Below are 16,931 nucleotides of genomic sequence, written 5' to 3' on the forward strand. Positions count from 1 at the left end.
TACGGCCGTCCGTGCAGCACGGCGTCGTTGAAGGCCGTGAAGATTTAGTGGCCGAACGGGCCGAGTCCTAAGGACGCCACCACCGTCAAGGTCGGCGGCGTGCTGACCAAGACCAGTGCCAGCGGCTACTCCACCAAGGACGCCGAGATCGGCGCCAGGGCCAGGTTCGCGCGGGCCAACGCCGAGGGCGGCGTCCACGGGCGGAAGATCGAGTTCGTCGGCGCGGAGGACGACGGCCAGGACGCCGCGAAAGGCGACGCGGCGGCCAGGAAGCTCGTGCAGCGCGACGAGGTGTTCGCCCTGGTGCCCGTGCACGCGCCCAACTTCGGCGGCGCGGCGTTCCTGGAGCAGCAGGGCGTGCCGTGGTTCGGCTGGGCGACCGGCCCGCAGTGGTGCGGCACCACCACCGGGTTCGGCTACAACGGCTGCCTCGCGCCCAAGAAGGGGGCCGGCTCGCAGACCTGGTGGGGCCGGCAGCTGGCCGACCTGCTCGGCGGCGCCCAGGGCAGGAGCGTCTACGTCCAGACCACCGACTCCAGCGGCAGCAAGTACGGCGGGACGACGATCTCCCAGTCGTTCACCGCGGCCGGGTTCGAGCTCGCCGGCCTGAACTCCGGCCTGCCCGCCGCCGCGCCGCCCCCCGACTGGCTCCCGTACGTCAACAAGATCATGACCTCGGACGGCGGCAAGGCGCCCGACGTCGTGGTGTCGGTCATCGCCGGCACCAAGTTCAACGTCGGCCTCTACTCCGCGCTCAAGCGGGCCGGCTACCGGGGCGTGATCACCGACGCGACCAGCTACGACGCCGCCGTGCTCAAGGACCCGGCCGGCGCGCAGGCCCTGGAGGGCGTCGTCGCGGCGCCGATGTTCGAGCCGTTCGAGTCGGCCGCCCCCGAGATCGCCACGTTGAGGGCCGACGTCGAGAAGGTCGCGGCCGGCACGACGCTCACCCAGCACCTGGCGATCGGCTACTGGGCGGCCGACATCTTCCTCGACATGCTCACCAAGACCGGCAAGGACCTCACCCGCCAGAAGTTCCTGGCCACCGCCAACGGCGACTACACCTACGAGAACGCCGGCTTCGGCCGCGTCCGCTTCCCCGCGGACCACACCGAGCCCAACGGCTGCGGGGCCCTGGTCAGGCTGGAGGGCGGCGCCTTCAAGGTCGCCAAGAGCCTGAAGTGCTTCGACAACGTGCCGCTGAAATGATCGCCGGCTACATCCTCAGCGGGCTCGTAACCGGCGCCGTCTTCGCCGTCATGGGGGCGGGGCTCACCCTGTCGTACGCGGCCACCGGCGTGTTCAACTTCGCCCACGGCGCCGTCGGCTTCGTGACCGCCCTGCTGTTCTACCAGTGCGACCGCGCCGGGCTGCCCGCGTGGCTGTCGGGGCTGCTGGCCGTCGGCGTCTTCGCGCCCGCGCTCGGCTACGCGCTGCACCGGGCCATGTTCCGCGGGCTGGCCCGCGCCGGGGAGACCGCGCAGATCGTCGGCACCATCGGGCTGACGATCGCGCTGCCCGCCCTCGGGCTGCTCGCCGTGGACCTGCTCGGGCTGCCGCCGGCCGACGCCGCCGCGCTGCCGCGCGGCGTCGGCCCGCACCCGGCCGTCACCCTCGATGTGCTCGGCGTCCGCCTCGACACCGACCAGCTCATCACCTTCGCGCTCTCGGCCGTCACCGCCGCGGGCCTGTGGGCGTTCCTGCGCCACACTCCGTACGGCCTGCGCATGCGCGCCTCCGTGGACCGGCGGCGGCTCGCCACGCTGCGCGGCGTGGACGTGGACGCCACCTCCGCCCTGGCGTGGATGCTCGGCTCCGGCCTCGCGGGGCTCGCCGGGGTGCTGGCCGTGCCGGTCATCGGCCTCGACGCCACCGCGTACACGGTCCTGCTGTTCGCCTCGGCGACGGCGGCGGTGTTCGGGCGGCTGCGGTCGGTGCCGTGGACGTTCGCCGCCGGGCTCGGGCTGGGCGTCGTGCAGAACCTGGTCGCCGGGTACACCGACTTCCTGGAGGAGATCACCGGGCTGCGGACCGCGGTGCCCGTCATCCTGCTGTTCGCCGGGCTCGTGCTGCTGAACCGCTCGCGGGAGCGGGTGGCGGGCAGCTCGGCCGAGGACGCGCCGGACCATCTGACCGGGGTGCCGCCGTGGCGGCGGCGCCTGCCGTGGGCGCTGGCGCTCGTGGCGCTGCTGGCCTTCACCGTGGCCGGGCCCGAGTACTACGTGGGCGTCGCGGCCAACGGGCTGGTGCTGGCGCTGATCTTCTGCTCGTTCGTGGTGGTCACCGGGATCGGCGGCATGGTCAACCTGGCCCAGGCGTCCTTCGCCGCGATGGCCGCCCTGACCTGCGGCTGGGCGTACGCGTCGGGGCTGCCGTTCTTCGTGGCGATCGTGCTCGGGGTGCTGGCCGCCTGCGCGGCCGGCCTGCTGGTGGCCCTGCCCGCGCTGCGGCTCGGCGGCCGGGTGCTGACGCTGGCCACGCTGGCCCTGGCGTTGCTCGCCGACCAGGTGCTGTTCCAGGTGGACGCGTTCAGCAACGGCACGATCGGCTGGCCGCTGCCCGCGCTCGGGCTCGGGTTCGCCGACACCTCGGACCCGCGGGTGCGGGTGGCGCTGCTGCTCGCGCTCGTCGGGCTCGCCGGGCTGCTGGTGCGCAACCTCGAACGGTCGGCCTCCGGGCGGGCCGTCCTCGCGGTCCGCTCCGCCCCGGCGGCGGCCGTCACCTCGGGCCTGTCCGCGCCCCGCGCCAAGATCACGCTGTTCGTGCTGGCGTCGGGCGTCGCGGGGCTGGGCGGCGTGCTGTTCGCCGTGTCCAAGGAGTCGATCACGGCGACCGACCTGCCGGCCTTCTCCGGGTTCGTGTGGCTGGCCGTGGTGGTGCTCCAGGGGGTGCGGCGCGTGGGCGGGGCCGTGCTGGGCGGGCTGGTCGCCGCCGCCGTGCCCGAGCTGCTCGCCGCCTGGGGCGTGTCGGCGCACGTGGGAGCCGTCCTGTTCGGCGCGGGCGGCGTGATCCTGGCCCAGCACCCGGACGGGGTGCTGGCGCAGCTCGCCGAGTCCCGGTCCCGCCGCAGGCGCAGCCGGGACCCGCAGAGCCGGGACCCGCAGAGCCGGGACCCGGAGAGCCGGGACCCGGACCGGCGCGAGCCCGTCGTGGGGGCGGTCCGCGAGCCCGCCGATCAGGTCGCGGACGGCGCGCCGGCGTTGTTCCGGCTGGAGGGCGTGGTGGCCGGATACGCGGACTGCACGGTGCTGCGCGGCGTCGAGCTGTCCGTACGGCCCGGCGAGGTCGTCGCGCTGCTCGGCGCGAACGGCGCCGGCAAGTCCACCGCCTGCGCCGTGGCCGCCGGGGACCTGCCCGTGGCCGCCGGCCGGGTGCTGCTCGACGGCATGGACGTCACGCTCTGGCCCGCGCACCGCAGGGCCCGCGCCGGGGTGCTGCTGGCGCCCGAGGGCCGGGGCGTCTTCCCCGGCCTCACCGTGGAGGAGAACCTGCGTACCTGGCTCGACGACCCCGCGCCCGCCTACGAGCGGATGCCGCAGCTCGCCGCCCGCCGTACCGTCCTCGCGGGGGCGCTGTCCGGCGGCGAGCAGCAGCTCCTCACCCTGGCGCCGGCCCTCGTCAGGCCGCCGCGCGTGCTCGTCGCCGACGAGCCGTCGCTCGGGCTCGCGCCGCTCGTCGTCCGGCAGGTGTTCGAGGTGTTCGCCGAGTTGCGGGAGCGCGGGGTGGCGCTGCTGCTGGTGGAGGAGAAGGCGACCGAGGCGCTGGCCGTGGCCGACCGGGTGGCGTTCATGCGGCTCGGCCGGATCACCTGGACGGGGCCGCGCTCCGAGGTGGACGCCGACCGCCTGACCGCCGCCTACCTGGGGGTGTCCTGATGCTGCGGGTGATGGACGTGTCCGTGTCCTTCGGCGGGGTCAGGGCGCTGGACGGGGTCTCGTTCGAGGTGCCCGAGGGGCAGGTGTGCGGGGTCATCGGGCCGAACGGCGCGGGCAAGACGACGCTGTTCGACGTGGTGTCGGGACTGCGCCGGCCGAGCGCGGGCCGGGTGAGCGTGGCGGGGGAGGACCTGACCCGGGTGTCCGCGGTCCGGCGGGCCCGGCGCGGGCTGCGGCGCACGTTCCAGCGCACCCAGGTGTTCGGGCGGCTCACCGTGGCCGGCAACGTGCTGGCGGCACTCGACTGGCACGGCGGGGGCGGCGGCCTGGCCGCCGACCTGGTCGGCCGGCCCGCGCGCGGGCGGCTGGAGCGCGAGCGCGGGCGGCGCGTGGACGAGGTGCTGGAGCTGTGCGGCCTCACGGCGCTGCGCGACGCGTACGCGGCGGCGCTGCCGGTGGGGCAGCGGCGGCTGGTGGAGCTGGCCCGCGCCCTGGCCGACCGCCCGAGGCTGCTGCTGCTCGACGAGCCCACCTCCGGCCTCGACGCGGAGCAGACGGCCCGGCTGCGCGCGGTCGTCGGGTCGCTGGACACGACGGTGCTGCTGGTCGAGCACGACATGGGCTTCGTCATGGACGTCTGCGACCGGCTGGTGGTGCTGGACCTCGGCCGGGTCATCGCCGCGGGCGCCCCGGCGGAGGTCCGCGACGACCCGGTGGTGCGGGCGGCGTACCTGGGGTGAGCCACGTATCTCAGAACGGCGGGGACGCGCGGATCGTCTCCAGCAGGTGGGCGTGGACGCGGGCGACCGGCTCGGCGGACAGGCCGCCGGAGCGGACCGCGAGATAGCCGGTGTTGATCGGCGGCACCTCCGGCTCGGCCAGCGTCACCAGCGCGCCCGATGCCAGGTGCGCGCGGCACAGGTACGAGGGCAGTACCGACCAGCCCATCCCGGCCAGCACCGCCGCCACGACGGCGCGCAGGTCGGGGATCACCACCTGCGCGGCCATCGACGGGCGGCGGCCGAAGACCGTGCGCCAGTAGCGCCGCACGATCGGCAGGTCCTCCGCGTACGCGATCAGCGGCAGCCCCGCCGGCCACTCACCCGCCACGGACGGGGCCGCCACCAGCACGAACTCCTCGTCGTACACCGGCTCGGCCTGGATGCCCCGATGGCGCGGCCGGATCGTGGAGATCACCAGATCGAGCCGCCCGGCGGCGAGCCCGGCGAGCAGGTCGTCGGCCAGGCCCAGCGTGAAGCGCACCCGGAGCCCGTCGCGCACCAGCGGCGCCAGCATCGGCACCACCTGCTCCGACAGGAACTCCGCCGGCCCGCCCAGATGCACCGCCCGCTCGGCCGGCAGCCGCGACCCCACCACGGCGTCCAGCGTGTCCAGGGACGGGGCCACCCGGCGGGCCAGCTCGTCCGCGGCGGCCGTGGGCGCCACGCCGCGGGGCAGCCGGTCGAACAGCGGCCGGTCCAGCGCCGCCTCCAGGCTCCTGACCTGCGCGGTGACCGCGGGCTGCGACAGCCCGAGCGTCTGCGCCGCCGCCGTGATCGACCCCGTGCGGTGCACCGCGAGGAACGTCCTGAGCAGATCCAGTGATACCGACATATCAGTATTCTGATGGCTAGGCGTGCCTTGCGCTATTTGTGGCTGATGGCCGGGAGGGACATCCTGGAGGCATGACCAAGCGCATTCTCATCGCACTGACCAGCCATGACGACCTCGGCGGCGTGCGCAGGACCGGCTACTACGTCTCCGAGGCGGCCCACCCGTGGGAGGTGTTCCGCACGGCCGGGTTCGAGGTGGACGTGGCCAGCGTGCGCGGCGGCGAGCCGCCCCAGGACGGCCACGACCCGTCCGACGAGGTCCAGAACGCGTTCCTCGCCACGGAGGCGGCCCGCGACACGGCCAGGCTGGCCGACGTGGACGGCTCCGCGTACGACGCCGTGCTCTACGCCGGCGGACACGGCACCATGTGGGACTTCCCGAACGACCCCGACGTCGCCCGCGTCGGCCGGGAGGTCTACGAGCACGGCGGCGTGGTGGCCGCCGTCTGCCACGGCCCGTCCGCCCTGGTGAACCTCGCGCTCTCCGACGGGTCGTACCTGGTGGACGGCAAGAGGGTCGCCGGGTTCACCAACAGCGAGGAGAAGGCCGCCGGCGTGGACGGCGTCGTGCCGTTCCTGCTGGCCGACGCGCTGGAGGAGCGGGGCGCCCGGCACGAGGGCGCGCCGGACTGGCAGGCCCAGGTGGTCGTCGACGGCCGCCTCGCCACCGGCCAGAACCCCGCCAGCGCCGGGCCCCTCGCCGAGCGCGTCGTCGAGCTGCTCGGTCAGCGGTAGCACCGGAGGTAGGGCGGCCCGTCCGCGGAAAGAGACGGGTCATGACACTGCACCCCAACCTCGACCCGGAGCTCCGCGCGGCCCTGGAGCGGGCGCCGCTGACCCTGCTCGAAGCGGCGACGCTCACCCCGGAGGCCGTCGCGCGGCAGCGGGCCGAGATCGACGCCCTGCTGGCCCTCGCGCCGCCGCCGGGCCCCGGGGTGACGGTCGAGGACCGGCGGGTGCCCGGCCCGGAGGGGGCGCCGGACGTCCGCCTGCGGCTCTACCTGCCGGTCGGCGAGCCCGCCGGCCCGGCCGGGCGGCCCTGCCTGTACTGGATCCACGGCGGCGGCATGGTCCTCGGCCGGCCGGAGATGGACGACGGCCTGCTCGCCGGGTACGCCGAACGGCTCGGCTGCGTCGTCGTCTCCGCCGACTACCGGCTCGCGCCCGAGCACCCGCACCCCGCGCCCGTCGAGGACTGCTACGCGGGTCTCGTGTGGACGGCCGCGAACGCCGCGGCGCTGGGCGCGGACCCGGCCCGGCTGGCCGTGGCGGGCATGAGCGCGGGCGGCGGCCTGGCCGCGGCCACCGCCCTGCTCGCCCGTGACCGGGGCGGACCGGCCCTGGCGTTCCAGCTCCTGGCCTGTCCGATGCTCGACGACCGCGGCGTCACCGCGTCCAGCCGCCGCCTGGCCGACGCGCTGCTGTGGAACGGGGCGGCCAACGCCTTCGGCTGGCGGGCCCTGCTCGGCGACCGCACGGGTGGCGGCGACGTCTCCCCGTACGCGGCGCCCGCGAGGGCGACGGACCTGTCCGGGCTGCCTCCGGCCTTCGTCGACGTGACCGAGTTGGAGATCTTCCGGGACGAGGCGCTCGACTACGCGCGGCGACTCGCCGAGGCGGGCGTCTCGACGGAGTTCCACCTGTACCCGGGCGCCTTCCACGGGTTCGACGTGCTGCTGCCGGACACCGAGCTGGGACGCGCGGTCGCGGCGGCGCGGCTGGCGGCCCTCGGGCGGGCCTTCCGCCGCCCGCCCGGCCTGGCCAGTTGACCAAGCGTGCGCTAGGTTGGTGTCGTGGATCTCGACTTCTCCCGGGCCGAGCAGGACTTCCGCGCCGAGGTCCGCGACTGGCTGGCCGCGCACGTGCCCGGCCCGCTGCCGTCGATGGACACCCCCGAGGGCTTCGAGGCGCACCGCGCCTGGGAGGCGCTGCTCGCCGCCGCCCGCCTGTCCGCCGTCTCCTGGCCCGAGCGGTACGGCGGGCGAGGCGCCTCGCTCATCGAATGGCTGATCTTCGAGGAGGAGTACTGGGCCGCCGGCGCGCCCGGCAGGGTCAGCCAGAACGGGATCTTCCTGCTCGCCCCCACCCTGATGACGTACGGCACCGAGGAGCAGCGGCGCGCCTGGCTGCCCGGCATGGCCCGCGCCGACCAGGTGTGGGCGCAGGCGTGGTCCGAGCCCGAGGCCGGCAGCGACCTGGCCGCGCTCACCTCCCGGGCCGAGCGGGCAGACGGCGGCTGGCGGCTGTACGGGCAGAAGACGTGGAGCTCCCGGGCCGCCCACGCCTCCCACGGGTTCGGCCTGTTCCGCAGCTCCGGGGCGCGGCACAAGGGGCTGACCTACGTCATGTTCCCGCTGGACGACGTCACGGTGCGGCCCGTCGCGCAGCTCGACGGGCTGCCGGGGTTCGCGGAGCTGTACTTCGACGGCGTGTACGTGCCCGACTCGATGGTGATCGGACAGCCCGGTGAGGGCTGGCGCATCGCCATGGCCACCACCTCCTCCGAGCGCGGCCTCGCCCTGCGCAGCCCCGGCCGGTTCCTGGCCACCGCCGACCGGCTCGTGGAGCTGGCCCGCGACGCCGACCCGGCGCTCGCCGACCGGGCCGCCCGGTGCTGGACCGACGCCGAGGCGTACCGGCTGCACACCTTCCAGACCGCGCGCCGGATCATGGCCGGGGAGGAGATCGGCTCCGCGTCCAGCATGGGCAAGGTCTTCTGGTCCGAGCTGGACCTGCGGATGCACGGCCTGGCCATGGAGCTGCTGGGGGAGGGGGCGGGGCGGACGCCGTGGCTGGACGGGTTCCTGTTCGCGCTGGCGGGGCCCATCTACGCGGGCACCAACGAGATCCAGCGCACGATCATCGCCGAGCGCGTCCTGGGGCTGCCCCGATGAACTTCGCCTTCACCCCCGACCAGCTCGCCCTGGCCGAGACCGTCCGGGACGTCCTGGCCGAGCACTGTCCCGCCTCCGCGCTGCGCACCGAACGCCTGCCCGCCTGGGACCGGCTCGCCGCCGTGGGCTTCTTCGGGCTGCTCGTCCCGCCCGAGGCCGACGGGCTGGGGCTGCGCCTCGTGGACGCGCTGCCCGCGCTGGAGGAGACCGGCCGGGCCTGCCTGCCGGGGCCCGTCGTCGAGACGGCCGTCGTGGCGCCGTACCTGCTGCCCGGGGTGCCCAAGCTCGCCTCCGGGGCGGTGCGCGTGAGCGTCGTGCCGCCCGGCGGCGTCGGCGCGCCGGACGCGGACCTCGCCGACCTCATCGTGGTCCCCGGGACCTCGCCCGGCGCGGGGACCGGTGCCGTCGTGCCGAGACTGGTGGCGCGGGAGTCGGCGCGGCTGTGGCCGGTGCCGGGCCCCGACCCGTGCCGCCGCCTGTCCGAGGTGTCGTTCACGGAGTCCACGCCGGTGGAACGGCCGTTCGCGCCGGCGCTGCGGGCGGCCACCGTGGCGACCGCCGCCCAGCTCATCGGGGTCGCCCGGCGGCTGCTGGACGTCTCCGTCGCCTACGCGGGGGCGCGGCGGCAGTTCGGCGCGCCCATCGGGTCGTTCCAGGCGGTCAAGCACCGGCTCGCCGACGTGGCGGTCGGGATCGCGTTCGCCGCGCCGCTCGTCCACCGGGCCGCCCTGTCGGTGGACGCTCAGCCCGGAGGAGATGTGGAGCGGGACGTGAGCGCCGCCAAGGCCGCCGCCGGTGAGGCCGCCGACCTCGCCGCCCGCGCCGCCCTCCAGACGCACGGCGCCATCGGGTACACCGAGGAGCTGGACCTGCGGTTCTGGCTGGCCCGCGCCTGGTCGCTGTCGGCCGCGTACGGTGGCACGGCCGAGCATCGGGCCAGGATCCGCGAGAGCCTGACCGGTGGCGTCACCCGGCGGTACCCGTGAAGTACGGCGTGCCCCTGGGCCTCGTGCACCCGGCCGCGTGGAAGGACGTCGCGGTGGCGGCCGATCGGCTCGGGTTCGAGTCGGTGTGGCTGCCCGAGCACCTGGTGTTCACCACCGACCTGTCGTCGGCCGCGTACCCGGGCACCACGGAGCCGGGCATCAAGCCGTCCACGCCGCTGTTCGACGCCCCGGCGTACCTGTGCTGGCTGGCCGCGCTCACCACCCGCGTCCGCCTCGGCACGGCCGTGCACCTGCTCGCGCTGCGGCACCCGTTCGTGTCGGCGCGCGCCTTCGCCACGCTCGACGTGGTGTCCTCGGGCCGGGCGATCTGCGGGGTCGGGGCAGGGTGGTACCAGGGCGAATGGGACGCGGCCGGGGTGCCGTTCGTGGACCGGGGCGCCCGGCTGGACGAGGCGGTCGAGGTGACGCGGCGGCTCTGGAGCGAGCCCGTGGTGGCGCACTCCGGGAGGTTCTACAGCTTTCCCGAGGTGGCGTTCGAGCCGAAGCCCGTACAGCACCGGCTGCCGATCCTGTGCGGCGGCGAGTCGCCCGCCGCGCTGCGCCGGGCCGCGCGGCTGTGCGACGGGTGGATCAGCATGCCGCACACGCTGGAGTCGATCCGGCCGCAGCTCGACCGCCTCGCCGCGCTCGGCGGGACGAGATCGGTCACGGTCCACGCGTACGAGCTGGGATCGCCGGACGAGGTGCCGTCCTGGGCCGCGCTGGGGGTGGACCGGCTCATCGTCCGCCCGTGGACCCGGAGCAGGGACGCGGTGTCGAGCCTGGAGTCGTTCGCGTCCCGGTACGGGGTGACGCCCGGCGCCCGGGAGACGAGGGTGGGGTGAGCGCCGGGTCCTGGTCCTGGTCCGGCTGACGGTGTGCGTCTCGTTGTCACGTCAGCCGGGTCAGGCGCGGTGGCGGCCCCTCCGGGCTCCGGTGCGGCGGCCCTCGCGGGTCCCCGTGGAGGACCGTTCCGGGGTAGGGGAGACGGGCGTGGACATGGCCGGCGTCCTCGGCGTGGCGGGGGACGCGGCGGGTTGCGCGGGGCCGGTGGTCGCCGGGGTGGCGTGGGCGGGGGCGGCCAGGGCCGGGGCGCGGCGCGGTTCGGGGGAGCCGTCCGCGGCGGTGTGGACGGGGGAGCGGTGGCGACGGCCCCGGAGCGGCGTGTCCTGGGGGAACTGGTCGGACCAGCGGGGCTCCAGCTGGCGGACGTCCCAGCGCCCGCCGGCCCGCTGCGCGTCGGCACCGTGCCCGCCGGCCCGCTGCGCGTCGGCACCGTGCCCGCCGGCCCGATGGGCGTCGGCTCCGTGCCCGTCGCCTCGGTGGGACGTGGGCTGGGCCCAGTAGGGGTCGATCCGGCGGGCGTCCATGTGGTGCGGCTGCTCGGGGCGGTGCTGGGCCGTACCACGGTGCCGGCGACCGCGCGGGGCCGCGTCGGGCGAGAACGCGACGGGCTCCTCGACCGGGTGCCCGCTCCGGCGCCGGCGCCCCCGGTAGCCGCCGGAGGAGCCGTCCTGCCGCGAGAACCGTCCCTGATCGGCGTACGCGGCGTGCGGGGCGTCCCCGTGCGCGGCGTGCGGGGCGTTCCCGTGCGGGGCGTTCCCGTGCGGGGCGTTCCCGGCGTGCGGGGTGGCGGAGGACCGGCGGCCGAAGGCGTCCCACGGCTCCTGCTCGCGGGGCGGCAGGCCCTGGGCGTCCCGCAGCAGGCTCCGGGCGTCCCGCACCAGGTGCGCGACCTCCTGGGGCAGCGCCTCGACGGCAGGCCACGGCTCCGTAGGCGCGTACCGCGACGCCGGGCCCTCCGCCCGGCGCGACCCCTCCGCCCGGCGCGACCCCTCCGCCCGGCGCGACCCCTCTGCCCGGCCCGACCCCTCCGCCTGGTGCGGCGTGTACGCCACCGGCTGGGGATCGTGGCGCCGGACCGGTTCGGACGTGTGGGTGGACGAGCGCGCGCCGGCGGCCGCCATCGGTCGCGGGCCGAACGCGTCGAACGCGCTCGTCGCCTCCGGGATCGTGAAGGTGCCGAACGGCAGCGCCAGCCGGGCCGCGACCGTCTCCAACGGGACCCTCTGCCGTACGGCGGCCGGGTTCAGCGGTGCGAACCGGTCCAGGCGCGCCGGGTCCATGGGGGTCAGGCGGCCGTCGGCGTCGGACGTGAGGGGGGTGGGGCGGCGGTGGCGGCGCTCCGTCGTGGCGTCGACCGGGACGATACGGCGGGCGCCGAGCGCCTCCAGCGGGGCGCTCTGGTGGATGGCCGTGGGCTCCAGCGGGCCGGCGGCGCCCCGATCCGGGTGCCGGTCCGGGAACAGCTCGGCGAGGATGTCCGGGTGGAGCGGGAGGGGGCCCGTGGCGGCGGGGTCCGTCGGGAAGAAGTCCGCGGCCGAGGGGGAGCCGGTGCCCGGCGTGGCCGGCGCCGAGGGAGGGGCCGAGGAGGTGAGCGCGGCCGAGCGCGGTGCGGCGACCGGCTCCACCGTGTCCAGGAGGGCGTCGGCGGCCGTCGCCGTGGACCTGCGGCCGGAGCGGTGCCCGCCCGTGGCACCGCTCGCCAGGGCCGGCCGGGCGTGGGCCGGGGTTCCGGCGACCAGGGTGGCGCCGGCCGTCGCTGTGGCGCCGGCGGCGAGGGCCGCTCCGGCCGTGGCGCGGGCCGTGGCGGTGGCGAGGGTCGAGGCGGCCGTCGCCGTGGAGCGCGTCATCAGGGTCGCGGCGGCGGCGGGGGCGGTGGCCGGGCGGCGGGTACGGCGGTGGCGGCGGCGGGCCGGGGAGGCCGGGACCGGGGCCGGGGTGGCGAGGGCGGGCCGGGCGCGCAGGTGCCGCGTCTTGGCCACCGCCAGCAGCGCGAGGGCGGCGACCAGCGCGGAGCCCACCAGCGCCGGCGACTCCAGCGCCGGGGACGGGTGCGGAGCGGCGGCGTCCACGGGCGGCGGCGACAGGGGCTCGCTGGTGACCGCCTTGGTGCCGGCCGTGACGGGCTTGGCGTGCTTGCCCTTCTTGGCGGCCTTGTCGGCGTTAGCGGTGGACCCGGTGGTGGGGGCGACGGCCTGGGGCTTGGCCTGTGCCTGGGCGGTGGGCGCCGGGGTGGGGGCCGCGGCCTGCTGGGCCCCGTTGGTGGGCTTCGCGGTGGGCTTGGCGCGGGCGGCCAGCGGGGGAGCCACGATGTTGACCTCGGAGTACGGGATCAACGCCCCGAGCGTGCTGTCCGGCGCCTGGAGCTGCGTGGGGTCGCTGCCGGGGGGGACGATGGGCTCGACCGAGTCCCGCCGGAACGCCTCCTCACGGGCCTTCTTGTCCAGGCGCTCCTTGATCCGCCACGGGTAGCCGTAGCCGACCACCTTGCTCGTGTCACGTTCCTTGCGCTTGGCGACGCCGCCGTCGATGTTGCCCTCGATCGTGTAGATCGTGTCGCCCTCGACGCGGGTGACGATGCCCACATGGTCGATCTTGTCGATGCTCCGGGAGCCGCTCCAGTCGTAGAAGACGAAGGCTCCCGGCTGGGGCTTGTGCCCCCATGCGTCGTGCTTGCGGAACCACTTGGCGTGACTGACGGTCCAGGCGAACTGGCCCATCCAGTCCTCGTAGCCGAGCTTGTGCGCGGCCCACGAGAGCATCATGTCGCACCACGGCGCGGAGGTGTAGTCGGCGTCGAACTCGACGTTCTTGCCGTACCAGTCGCCGAACTTGGTGTAGGCACCGCCCCTCTCCGAGTAGCCCAGCTGGCCCTCGAGGAGGTCGATGAACTTCCGCATCTCTGGCGTCATCTAGTGCAGAGAAACCTTTCGGGCAAGACCGGGTTTATCACCGCAGCCTGGGGTACTCGGGGTATCCCGGGACGCATGTGACTGTCCGGAGGCCTGTAGTCATCCGTGATGTCGGAGGCTACCGTGACAAAAAGGCAGGTCAAGCACGCGTCAAGCGCGCGTCGCGCGCTCGGCGGTGGGAAGGTGCTGGTCAAGAGCTTGCCAGGTTTGTCCAAAGAACGTGTCGTTTATAGGTAAAAGATCTAGCTCTAGCGCCGAAGATCCCGATTTGATAGAACGTGTTCTAAGATGCGGTCCATGACGATCGACGTCGCCTCTCAGGACGCCCGGCTCGAAGCCCTCTGTGCCCTCGCCCGCGGGACCAGGGACTTCATGGACGCCGTGACCCTCACCGAGGTGGGCGAGGACGAGATCGCCGCCGTCGCCGCCGAGCTGGCCGCCCTGACCGCACGCCTGCGGGCCGCCTCGCGGGAGACCCCGCAGCCGCTGGAGATAGGCGCGGACGGCACCGTACGGCACCTCGGCAACGCCGTCACCGGCGCCGCCAACCCGCACGCGCTGCCCCTGGTCGTGGAGCGCGACCCCGAGGGAGGCGTACGGGCCGACATCGCCTTCCGGGCGCTGCACGAGGGGCCGCCCTCGGCCGTCCACGGCGGCATCAGCGCGATGATCCTCGACCATCTGCTCGGTCAGGCGGTCGCCGCCGCCGGGATGGGCGGCCTCACCGGCACGCTGACCGTCCGCTACCGGTCGACCGTCCCGTACGGCCGGCCGCTGGTGGCCACGGCCGAGCACAGCCGGAGCGAGGGGCGCAAGTCGTGGGCCGACGGGCGCATCGCGCTGCCCGACGGCACCGTCCTGGTGGAGGCGACCGGCCTGTTCATCACCCCGAGCGCCTGGATCGGCCGCCGGCTCCCCTGAGGCCGGCCAGGCGCCCGGTCAGTGCCCGGCGCCGGTCGTCAGTACCCCGCGCCGGTCGTCAGGCCGCCGTCCACGGTGAACTCGCCGCCCGTGCAGTAGCTGGCCCGGTCCGAGGCCAGGAACGCGACCACGTGGGACACCTCCACCGGCTTGGCGAACCGCTTGATCACCATGGACCTGACGAACGCGTCGGCGTCGACCTCGCCCATCATGTCGGGGTTCATGGCCATGGAGGTGTTGATGGCCCCGGGGTGGACGGAGTTGACGCGGATCTTGAAGCGGGCCAGCTCCCGCGCCGCCGACTTGGTCACGCCGCGCACCGCGAACTTCGAGGCCGCGTACGCCGACAGCCCCTCGGCGCCGACGAAGCCCTCGATCGAGGAGATGTTCACGATCGAGCCGCGCCCGGCGGCCTTCATCGGCTCGATGACCGACTTGACGCCGAGCCAGGTGCCCTTGAGGTTCACGCTGATCACCCGGTCGAACTCGTCCGGCTTCATGTCCGCGATACGCCGAAATTTCAGAATCCCGGCGTTGTTGACCAGGATGTTGAGCCTGCCGTGCAGCGAGACGGCGGTCTCCACGGCCCGGCCCCACTCCTCCGGGCTCGTCACGTCGTGATGCACGAACGACGACCCCGTCTCCTCCGCCAGCGCCTTGCCCTCCTCGTCCAGCACGTCGCCGAAGACCACCTCGGCGCCCTCCTCCCGGAACAGCCGCACGTGCGCCTCGCCCATGCCGCGCGCCCCGCCGGTGATCAGCGCCACCTTGCCGTCAAGCAGTCCCACCACGACCTCCCGCCGCGACCGCCACCGCGGCCGCCTCCATGGACCGGTACACCGGGACGCCGGCCCGCGCGGCGATCCCCCTCACCTCGTCCTCCACGCCCGCGGGCGCGCACTCGCCGTTCCGCGTGACCAGGGTGAACCTGGTGCCGGACAGCTCGTCCTGCGCCCGGCCGAGCGCGCGGGCGTACTCCAGCAGCGGCTCGGCCGCGGTGCCGTACGTGAAGAAGCTCTGCACGTTGACGTGCGCGACGACGTCCCGGTACGGCCGGCGGCGCAGGATCGCGGCGACGGCCGACGGGACCAGGTCCGACCGGGCGCGCGGCCCGACGGGCACCTCCAGCGGGTTGGCCAGGGTACTGCCCGCTCCCAGGCCGAGCCCGCGCAGGTCGGCGAGGACCTCGCCGGGCAGCGGGTCCAGCCGTGTCCCGGCCCGGTCGAAGGCGTCGGCCGCGAGGACGCTCGCCCCGCCGCTCGGCCCGATCACCAGCACTCCGTCGCCGGACACGGACCGCGTGCCGTGCGCCTGGAAGAACGACAGCACGCCGATCAGGTCGTCCTGGCTGCCCACCAGCGTGGCGCCGGTCTGCTCGGCCAGCGCCCGCCAGATCCGCCCGTCGCCGACGAGCCCGCCGGTGTGGGAGGCCGCGGCCCGCCGCCCCTGGGGGCTGCGCCCGCCGACCAGCAGCGCGACGGGCAGCGTGGTCGCGGCCAGCGCCTCGTACAGGGCCCGTCCCTCGCGCGGATCCTCCAGATACAGGCCCACGGCCCGCGTCTCGGGGTCGTGCGACAGCCAGCGCAGCAGCTCGGCGGGCGTGACGTCGGCCGCGTTGCCGACCGTGGCGACGCGGCTGAACGCCAGCCCGCGCCGCTCCCCGACCTTGATCACCTCTCCGGCGAGGCCGCCGCTCTGCGAGATCAGCGCGACGTTCCCGGGCGGTCCGAGCCCGCCGCCGGTGAACGTCTGCCGCCCGCGCGGGCAGTACACGCCCATGCAGTTGGGCCCGAGCAGCCGGGTGCCGGCCGCGCGCGCCGCCGCCACCAGCTCGGCCTCCAGCTCGGGCCGGCCCGCCTCGCCGAACCCGCCGCTCATGACCTGCGTGTACGGCACGCCGGACGCCTGCCGTACGACATCGGCGCATCTGTCGGCGGGCACCGCGACGAGCGCGTAGTCCACGCGGACCTCCGCCAGCGACGGCACGGCGGGCACCCCGGCCACCTCGGCGGCCTCGGGATGGACGGCGACCACGGGCATCCCCGCGGCCCGGTAGAAGTCGAGGAACATGTTGCCGAAGTTCGGGCGGGTGGTGGAGGCGCCGACCACGGCCACGGCGCGCGGCTCGAACAGCGGCCGGAAGTCCGTCCCCCCGGCGTTCCACGCGCCTTCGGCTGAGGGGGCGGCTGAGGGGGCGGCCGAGGGGGCGGCTGAGCGGGCGGCGGGCAGGTAACGGGCGTCCACGGCCACCACGCCCGACGGCGACGCGATCACCGGGTTGGCCTCGAACTCGCCCAGCTCCAGCCGCTCCCACAGCCCTCCCGGCCCGCCCAGCGTCATGAGCAGCTTGACCACCGCGCCGACGTCCACCCCCGGCCGGCCCCGGTACCCGTGCAGCAGCGCCGAGCCGCGCAGCGACGCCAGCATGCGGCGGGCGTCGTCCTCGGAGACCGGGCACAGACCCAGGGCGGTGTCCCGCAGCGCCTCGGCCCATATCCCGCCCAGCCCGGCCAGCAGCACCGGCCCGAACCCGGGATCGCGCACCAGCCCGGCGATCAGCTCCACCCCGGCCCCGGCCTGCTCCTCCACGAGGAACCCGGCCGGGGTGATCCCGCGCGCCGACAGCGCCTCGCGCATCCGCCGGGCCGCGTCCTCCACCTCGCGGAGCCGCAGGCCGAGCCGCACCGCGCCGGCGTCCGACTTGTGGACGAGCCCCGGCCCGAACGCCTTGAGCACCACGGGTTCGGCCAGCCCCGCCACCGCTTCGGCATCAGGGGCGGTCGTGATCACGACGCCGCGCGGCACCGGCACCCCGGCCTCCCGCAGCAGCGCCTTGGCCTCGTGCTCGGGCACCGGCTGGGGCACGTCCTCGACGGCGGCCATCGCG

General features: G+C 75.4%; 12 protein-coding genes and 1 pseudogene. 9 read left to right on the top strand and 4 right to left on the bottom strand.

Translation table 11 applies throughout. The features are described from left to right. Window positions 1-93: 93 nt before the first annotated feature. From ABZS51_RS30935 to ABZS51_RS30945, 3 genes and pseudogenes are all read left to right on the top strand, one after another. A pseudogene (locus tag ABZS51_RS30935) lies at window positions 94-1,209 on the top strand (ABC transporter substrate-binding protein); the annotation flags it as partial. Further along, complete coding sequence (locus tag ABZS51_RS30940) at window positions 1,206-3,875, top strand: ATP-binding cassette domain-containing protein (protein ID WP_355448303.1); 2,670 nt, start codon at window positions 1,206-1,208, stop codon at window positions 3,873-3,875. The pseudogene ABZS51_RS30935 and the gene ABZS51_RS30940, both read left to right, overlap by 4 nt. Beyond that, window positions 3,875-4,615, top strand: coding sequence for an ATP-binding cassette domain-containing protein (locus ABZS51_RS30945; protein ID WP_355448305.1), 741 nt, complete (start codon window positions 3,875-3,877; stop codon window positions 4,613-4,615). The genes ABZS51_RS30940 and ABZS51_RS30945 overlap by 1 nt, the downstream gene beginning before the upstream one ends. A gap of 10 nt (window positions 4,616-4,625) precedes the next feature. Here ABZS51_RS30945 and ABZS51_RS30950 read toward each other — a convergent pair whose 3' ends face one another. Further along, window positions 4,626-5,489 (bottom strand): LysR family transcriptional regulator, encoded by an 864-nt coding sequence (locus ABZS51_RS30950; RefSeq protein WP_355448308.1) that lies wholly within the window; start codon window positions 5,487-5,489, stop codon window positions 4,626-4,628. Between the two features lie 71 nt (window positions 5,490-5,560). Here ABZS51_RS30950 and ABZS51_RS30955 point away from each other — a divergent pair, with 71 nt between their 5' ends. Genes ABZS51_RS30955 through ABZS51_RS30975 form a run of 5 tightly spaced genes read left to right on the top strand, consistent with a single transcriptional unit; the run spans window position 5,561 to window position 10,213 of the window. Further along, a complete protein-coding gene (locus tag ABZS51_RS30955; RefSeq protein WP_355448311.1) occupies window positions 5,561-6,223 on the top strand; it encodes a type 1 glutamine amidotransferase domain-containing protein in 663 nt (220 codons plus the stop codon). Window positions 6,224-6,264: 41 nt separating this feature from the next. Further along, window positions 6,265-7,257 (top strand): alpha/beta hydrolase, encoded by a 993-nt coding sequence (locus tag ABZS51_RS30960; protein WP_355448314.1) that lies wholly within the window; start codon window positions 6,265-6,267, stop codon window positions 7,255-7,257. Between the two features lie 24 nt (window positions 7,258-7,281). Beyond that, window positions 7,282-8,382 (top strand): acyl-CoA dehydrogenase family protein, encoded by a 1,101-nt coding sequence (locus ABZS51_RS30965; RefSeq protein ID WP_355448317.1) that lies wholly within the window; start codon window positions 7,282-7,284, stop codon window positions 8,380-8,382. Further along, a complete protein-coding gene (locus ABZS51_RS30970; protein WP_355448320.1) occupies window positions 8,379-9,368 on the top strand; it encodes an acyl-CoA dehydrogenase family protein in 990 nt (329 codons plus the stop codon). Before ABZS51_RS30965 ends, ABZS51_RS30970 begins: the two co-directional genes overlap by 4 nt. Before the next feature lie 8 nt (window positions 9,369-9,376). Further along, complete coding sequence (locus tag ABZS51_RS30975) at window positions 9,377-10,213, top strand: TIGR03619 family F420-dependent LLM class oxidoreductase (RefSeq protein WP_355448323.1); 837 nt, start codon at window positions 9,377-9,379, stop codon at window positions 10,211-10,213. Window positions 10,214-10,273: 60 nt separating this feature from the next. On the opposite strand, the gene ABZS51_RS30980 is transcribed toward ABZS51_RS30975, so the two are convergent. Continuing rightward, on the bottom strand, window positions 10,274-13,111 hold the full coding sequence (locus ABZS51_RS30980; protein WP_355448326.1) for a CHAP domain-containing protein: 2,838 nt from the start codon (window positions 13,109-13,111) through the stop codon (window positions 10,274-10,276). Between the two features lie 309 nt (window positions 13,112-13,420). On the opposite strand from ABZS51_RS30980, the gene ABZS51_RS30985 reads away from it, so the two are divergent. Beyond that, window positions 13,421-14,044, top strand: coding sequence for a PaaI family thioesterase (locus ABZS51_RS30985; protein WP_355448329.1), 624 nt, complete (start codon window positions 13,421-13,423; stop codon window positions 14,042-14,044). Between the two features lie 38 nt (window positions 14,045-14,082). Here the strand turns inward: ABZS51_RS30985 and ABZS51_RS30990 are convergent, their stop codons facing one another. Both ABZS51_RS30990 and ABZS51_RS30995 read right to left on the bottom strand, forming a co-directional pair. Continuing rightward, window positions 14,083-14,832: a glucose 1-dehydrogenase gene (locus ABZS51_RS30990; RefSeq protein WP_355448332.1), complete on the bottom strand. Its 750-nt coding sequence runs from the start codon at window positions 14,830-14,832 to the stop codon at window positions 14,083-14,085. Continuing rightward, complete coding sequence (locus ABZS51_RS30995) at window positions 14,819-16,927, bottom strand: acetate--CoA ligase family protein (protein WP_355448335.1); 2,109 nt, start codon at window positions 16,925-16,927, stop codon at window positions 14,819-14,821. The genes ABZS51_RS30990 and ABZS51_RS30995 overlap by 14 nt, the downstream gene beginning before the upstream one ends. Between the last annotated feature and the right edge of the window lie 4 nt (window positions 16,928-16,931).

This window comes from Nonomuraea sp. NPDC005501 (assembly GCF_040605905.1).
Lineage (GTDB): Bacteria > Actinomycetota > Actinomycetes > Streptosporangiales > Streptosporangiaceae > Nonomuraea.

Bases quoted from the DNA above. Each gene is read 5' to 3' on its own strand.
- ABZS51_RS30940 (WP_355448303.1), top strand. From the start codon at position 1,206: ATGATCGCCGGCTACATCCTCAGCGGGCTCGTAACCGGCGCCGTCTTC.
- ABZS51_RS30945 (WP_355448305.1), top strand. From the start codon at position 3,875: ATGCTGCGGGTGATGGACGTGTCCGTGTCCTTCGGCGGGGTCAGGGCG.
- ABZS51_RS30950 (WP_355448308.1), bottom strand. From the start codon at position 5,489: ATGTCGGTATCACTGGATCTGCTCAGGACGTTCCTCGCGGTGCACCGC.
- ABZS51_RS30955 (WP_355448311.1), top strand. From the start codon at position 5,561: ATGACCAAGCGCATTCTCATCGCACTGACCAGCCATGACGACCTCGGC.
- ABZS51_RS30960 (WP_355448314.1), top strand. From the start codon at position 6,265: ATGACACTGCACCCCAACCTCGACCCGGAGCTCCGCGCGGCCCTGGAG.
- ABZS51_RS30970 (WP_355448320.1), top strand. From the start codon at position 8,379: ATGAACTTCGCCTTCACCCCCGACCAGCTCGCCCTGGCCGAGACCGTC.
- ABZS51_RS30980 (WP_355448326.1), bottom strand. From the start codon at position 13,111: ATGCGGAAGTTCATCGACCTCCTCGAGGGCCAGCTGGGCTACTCGGAG.
- ABZS51_RS30985 (WP_355448329.1), top strand. From the start codon at position 13,421: ATGACGATCGACGTCGCCTCTCAGGACGCCCGGCTCGAAGCCCTCTGT.
- ABZS51_RS30995 (WP_355448335.1), bottom strand. From the start codon at position 16,927: ATGGCCGCCGTCGAGGACGTGCCCCAGCCGGTGCCCGAGCACGAGGCC.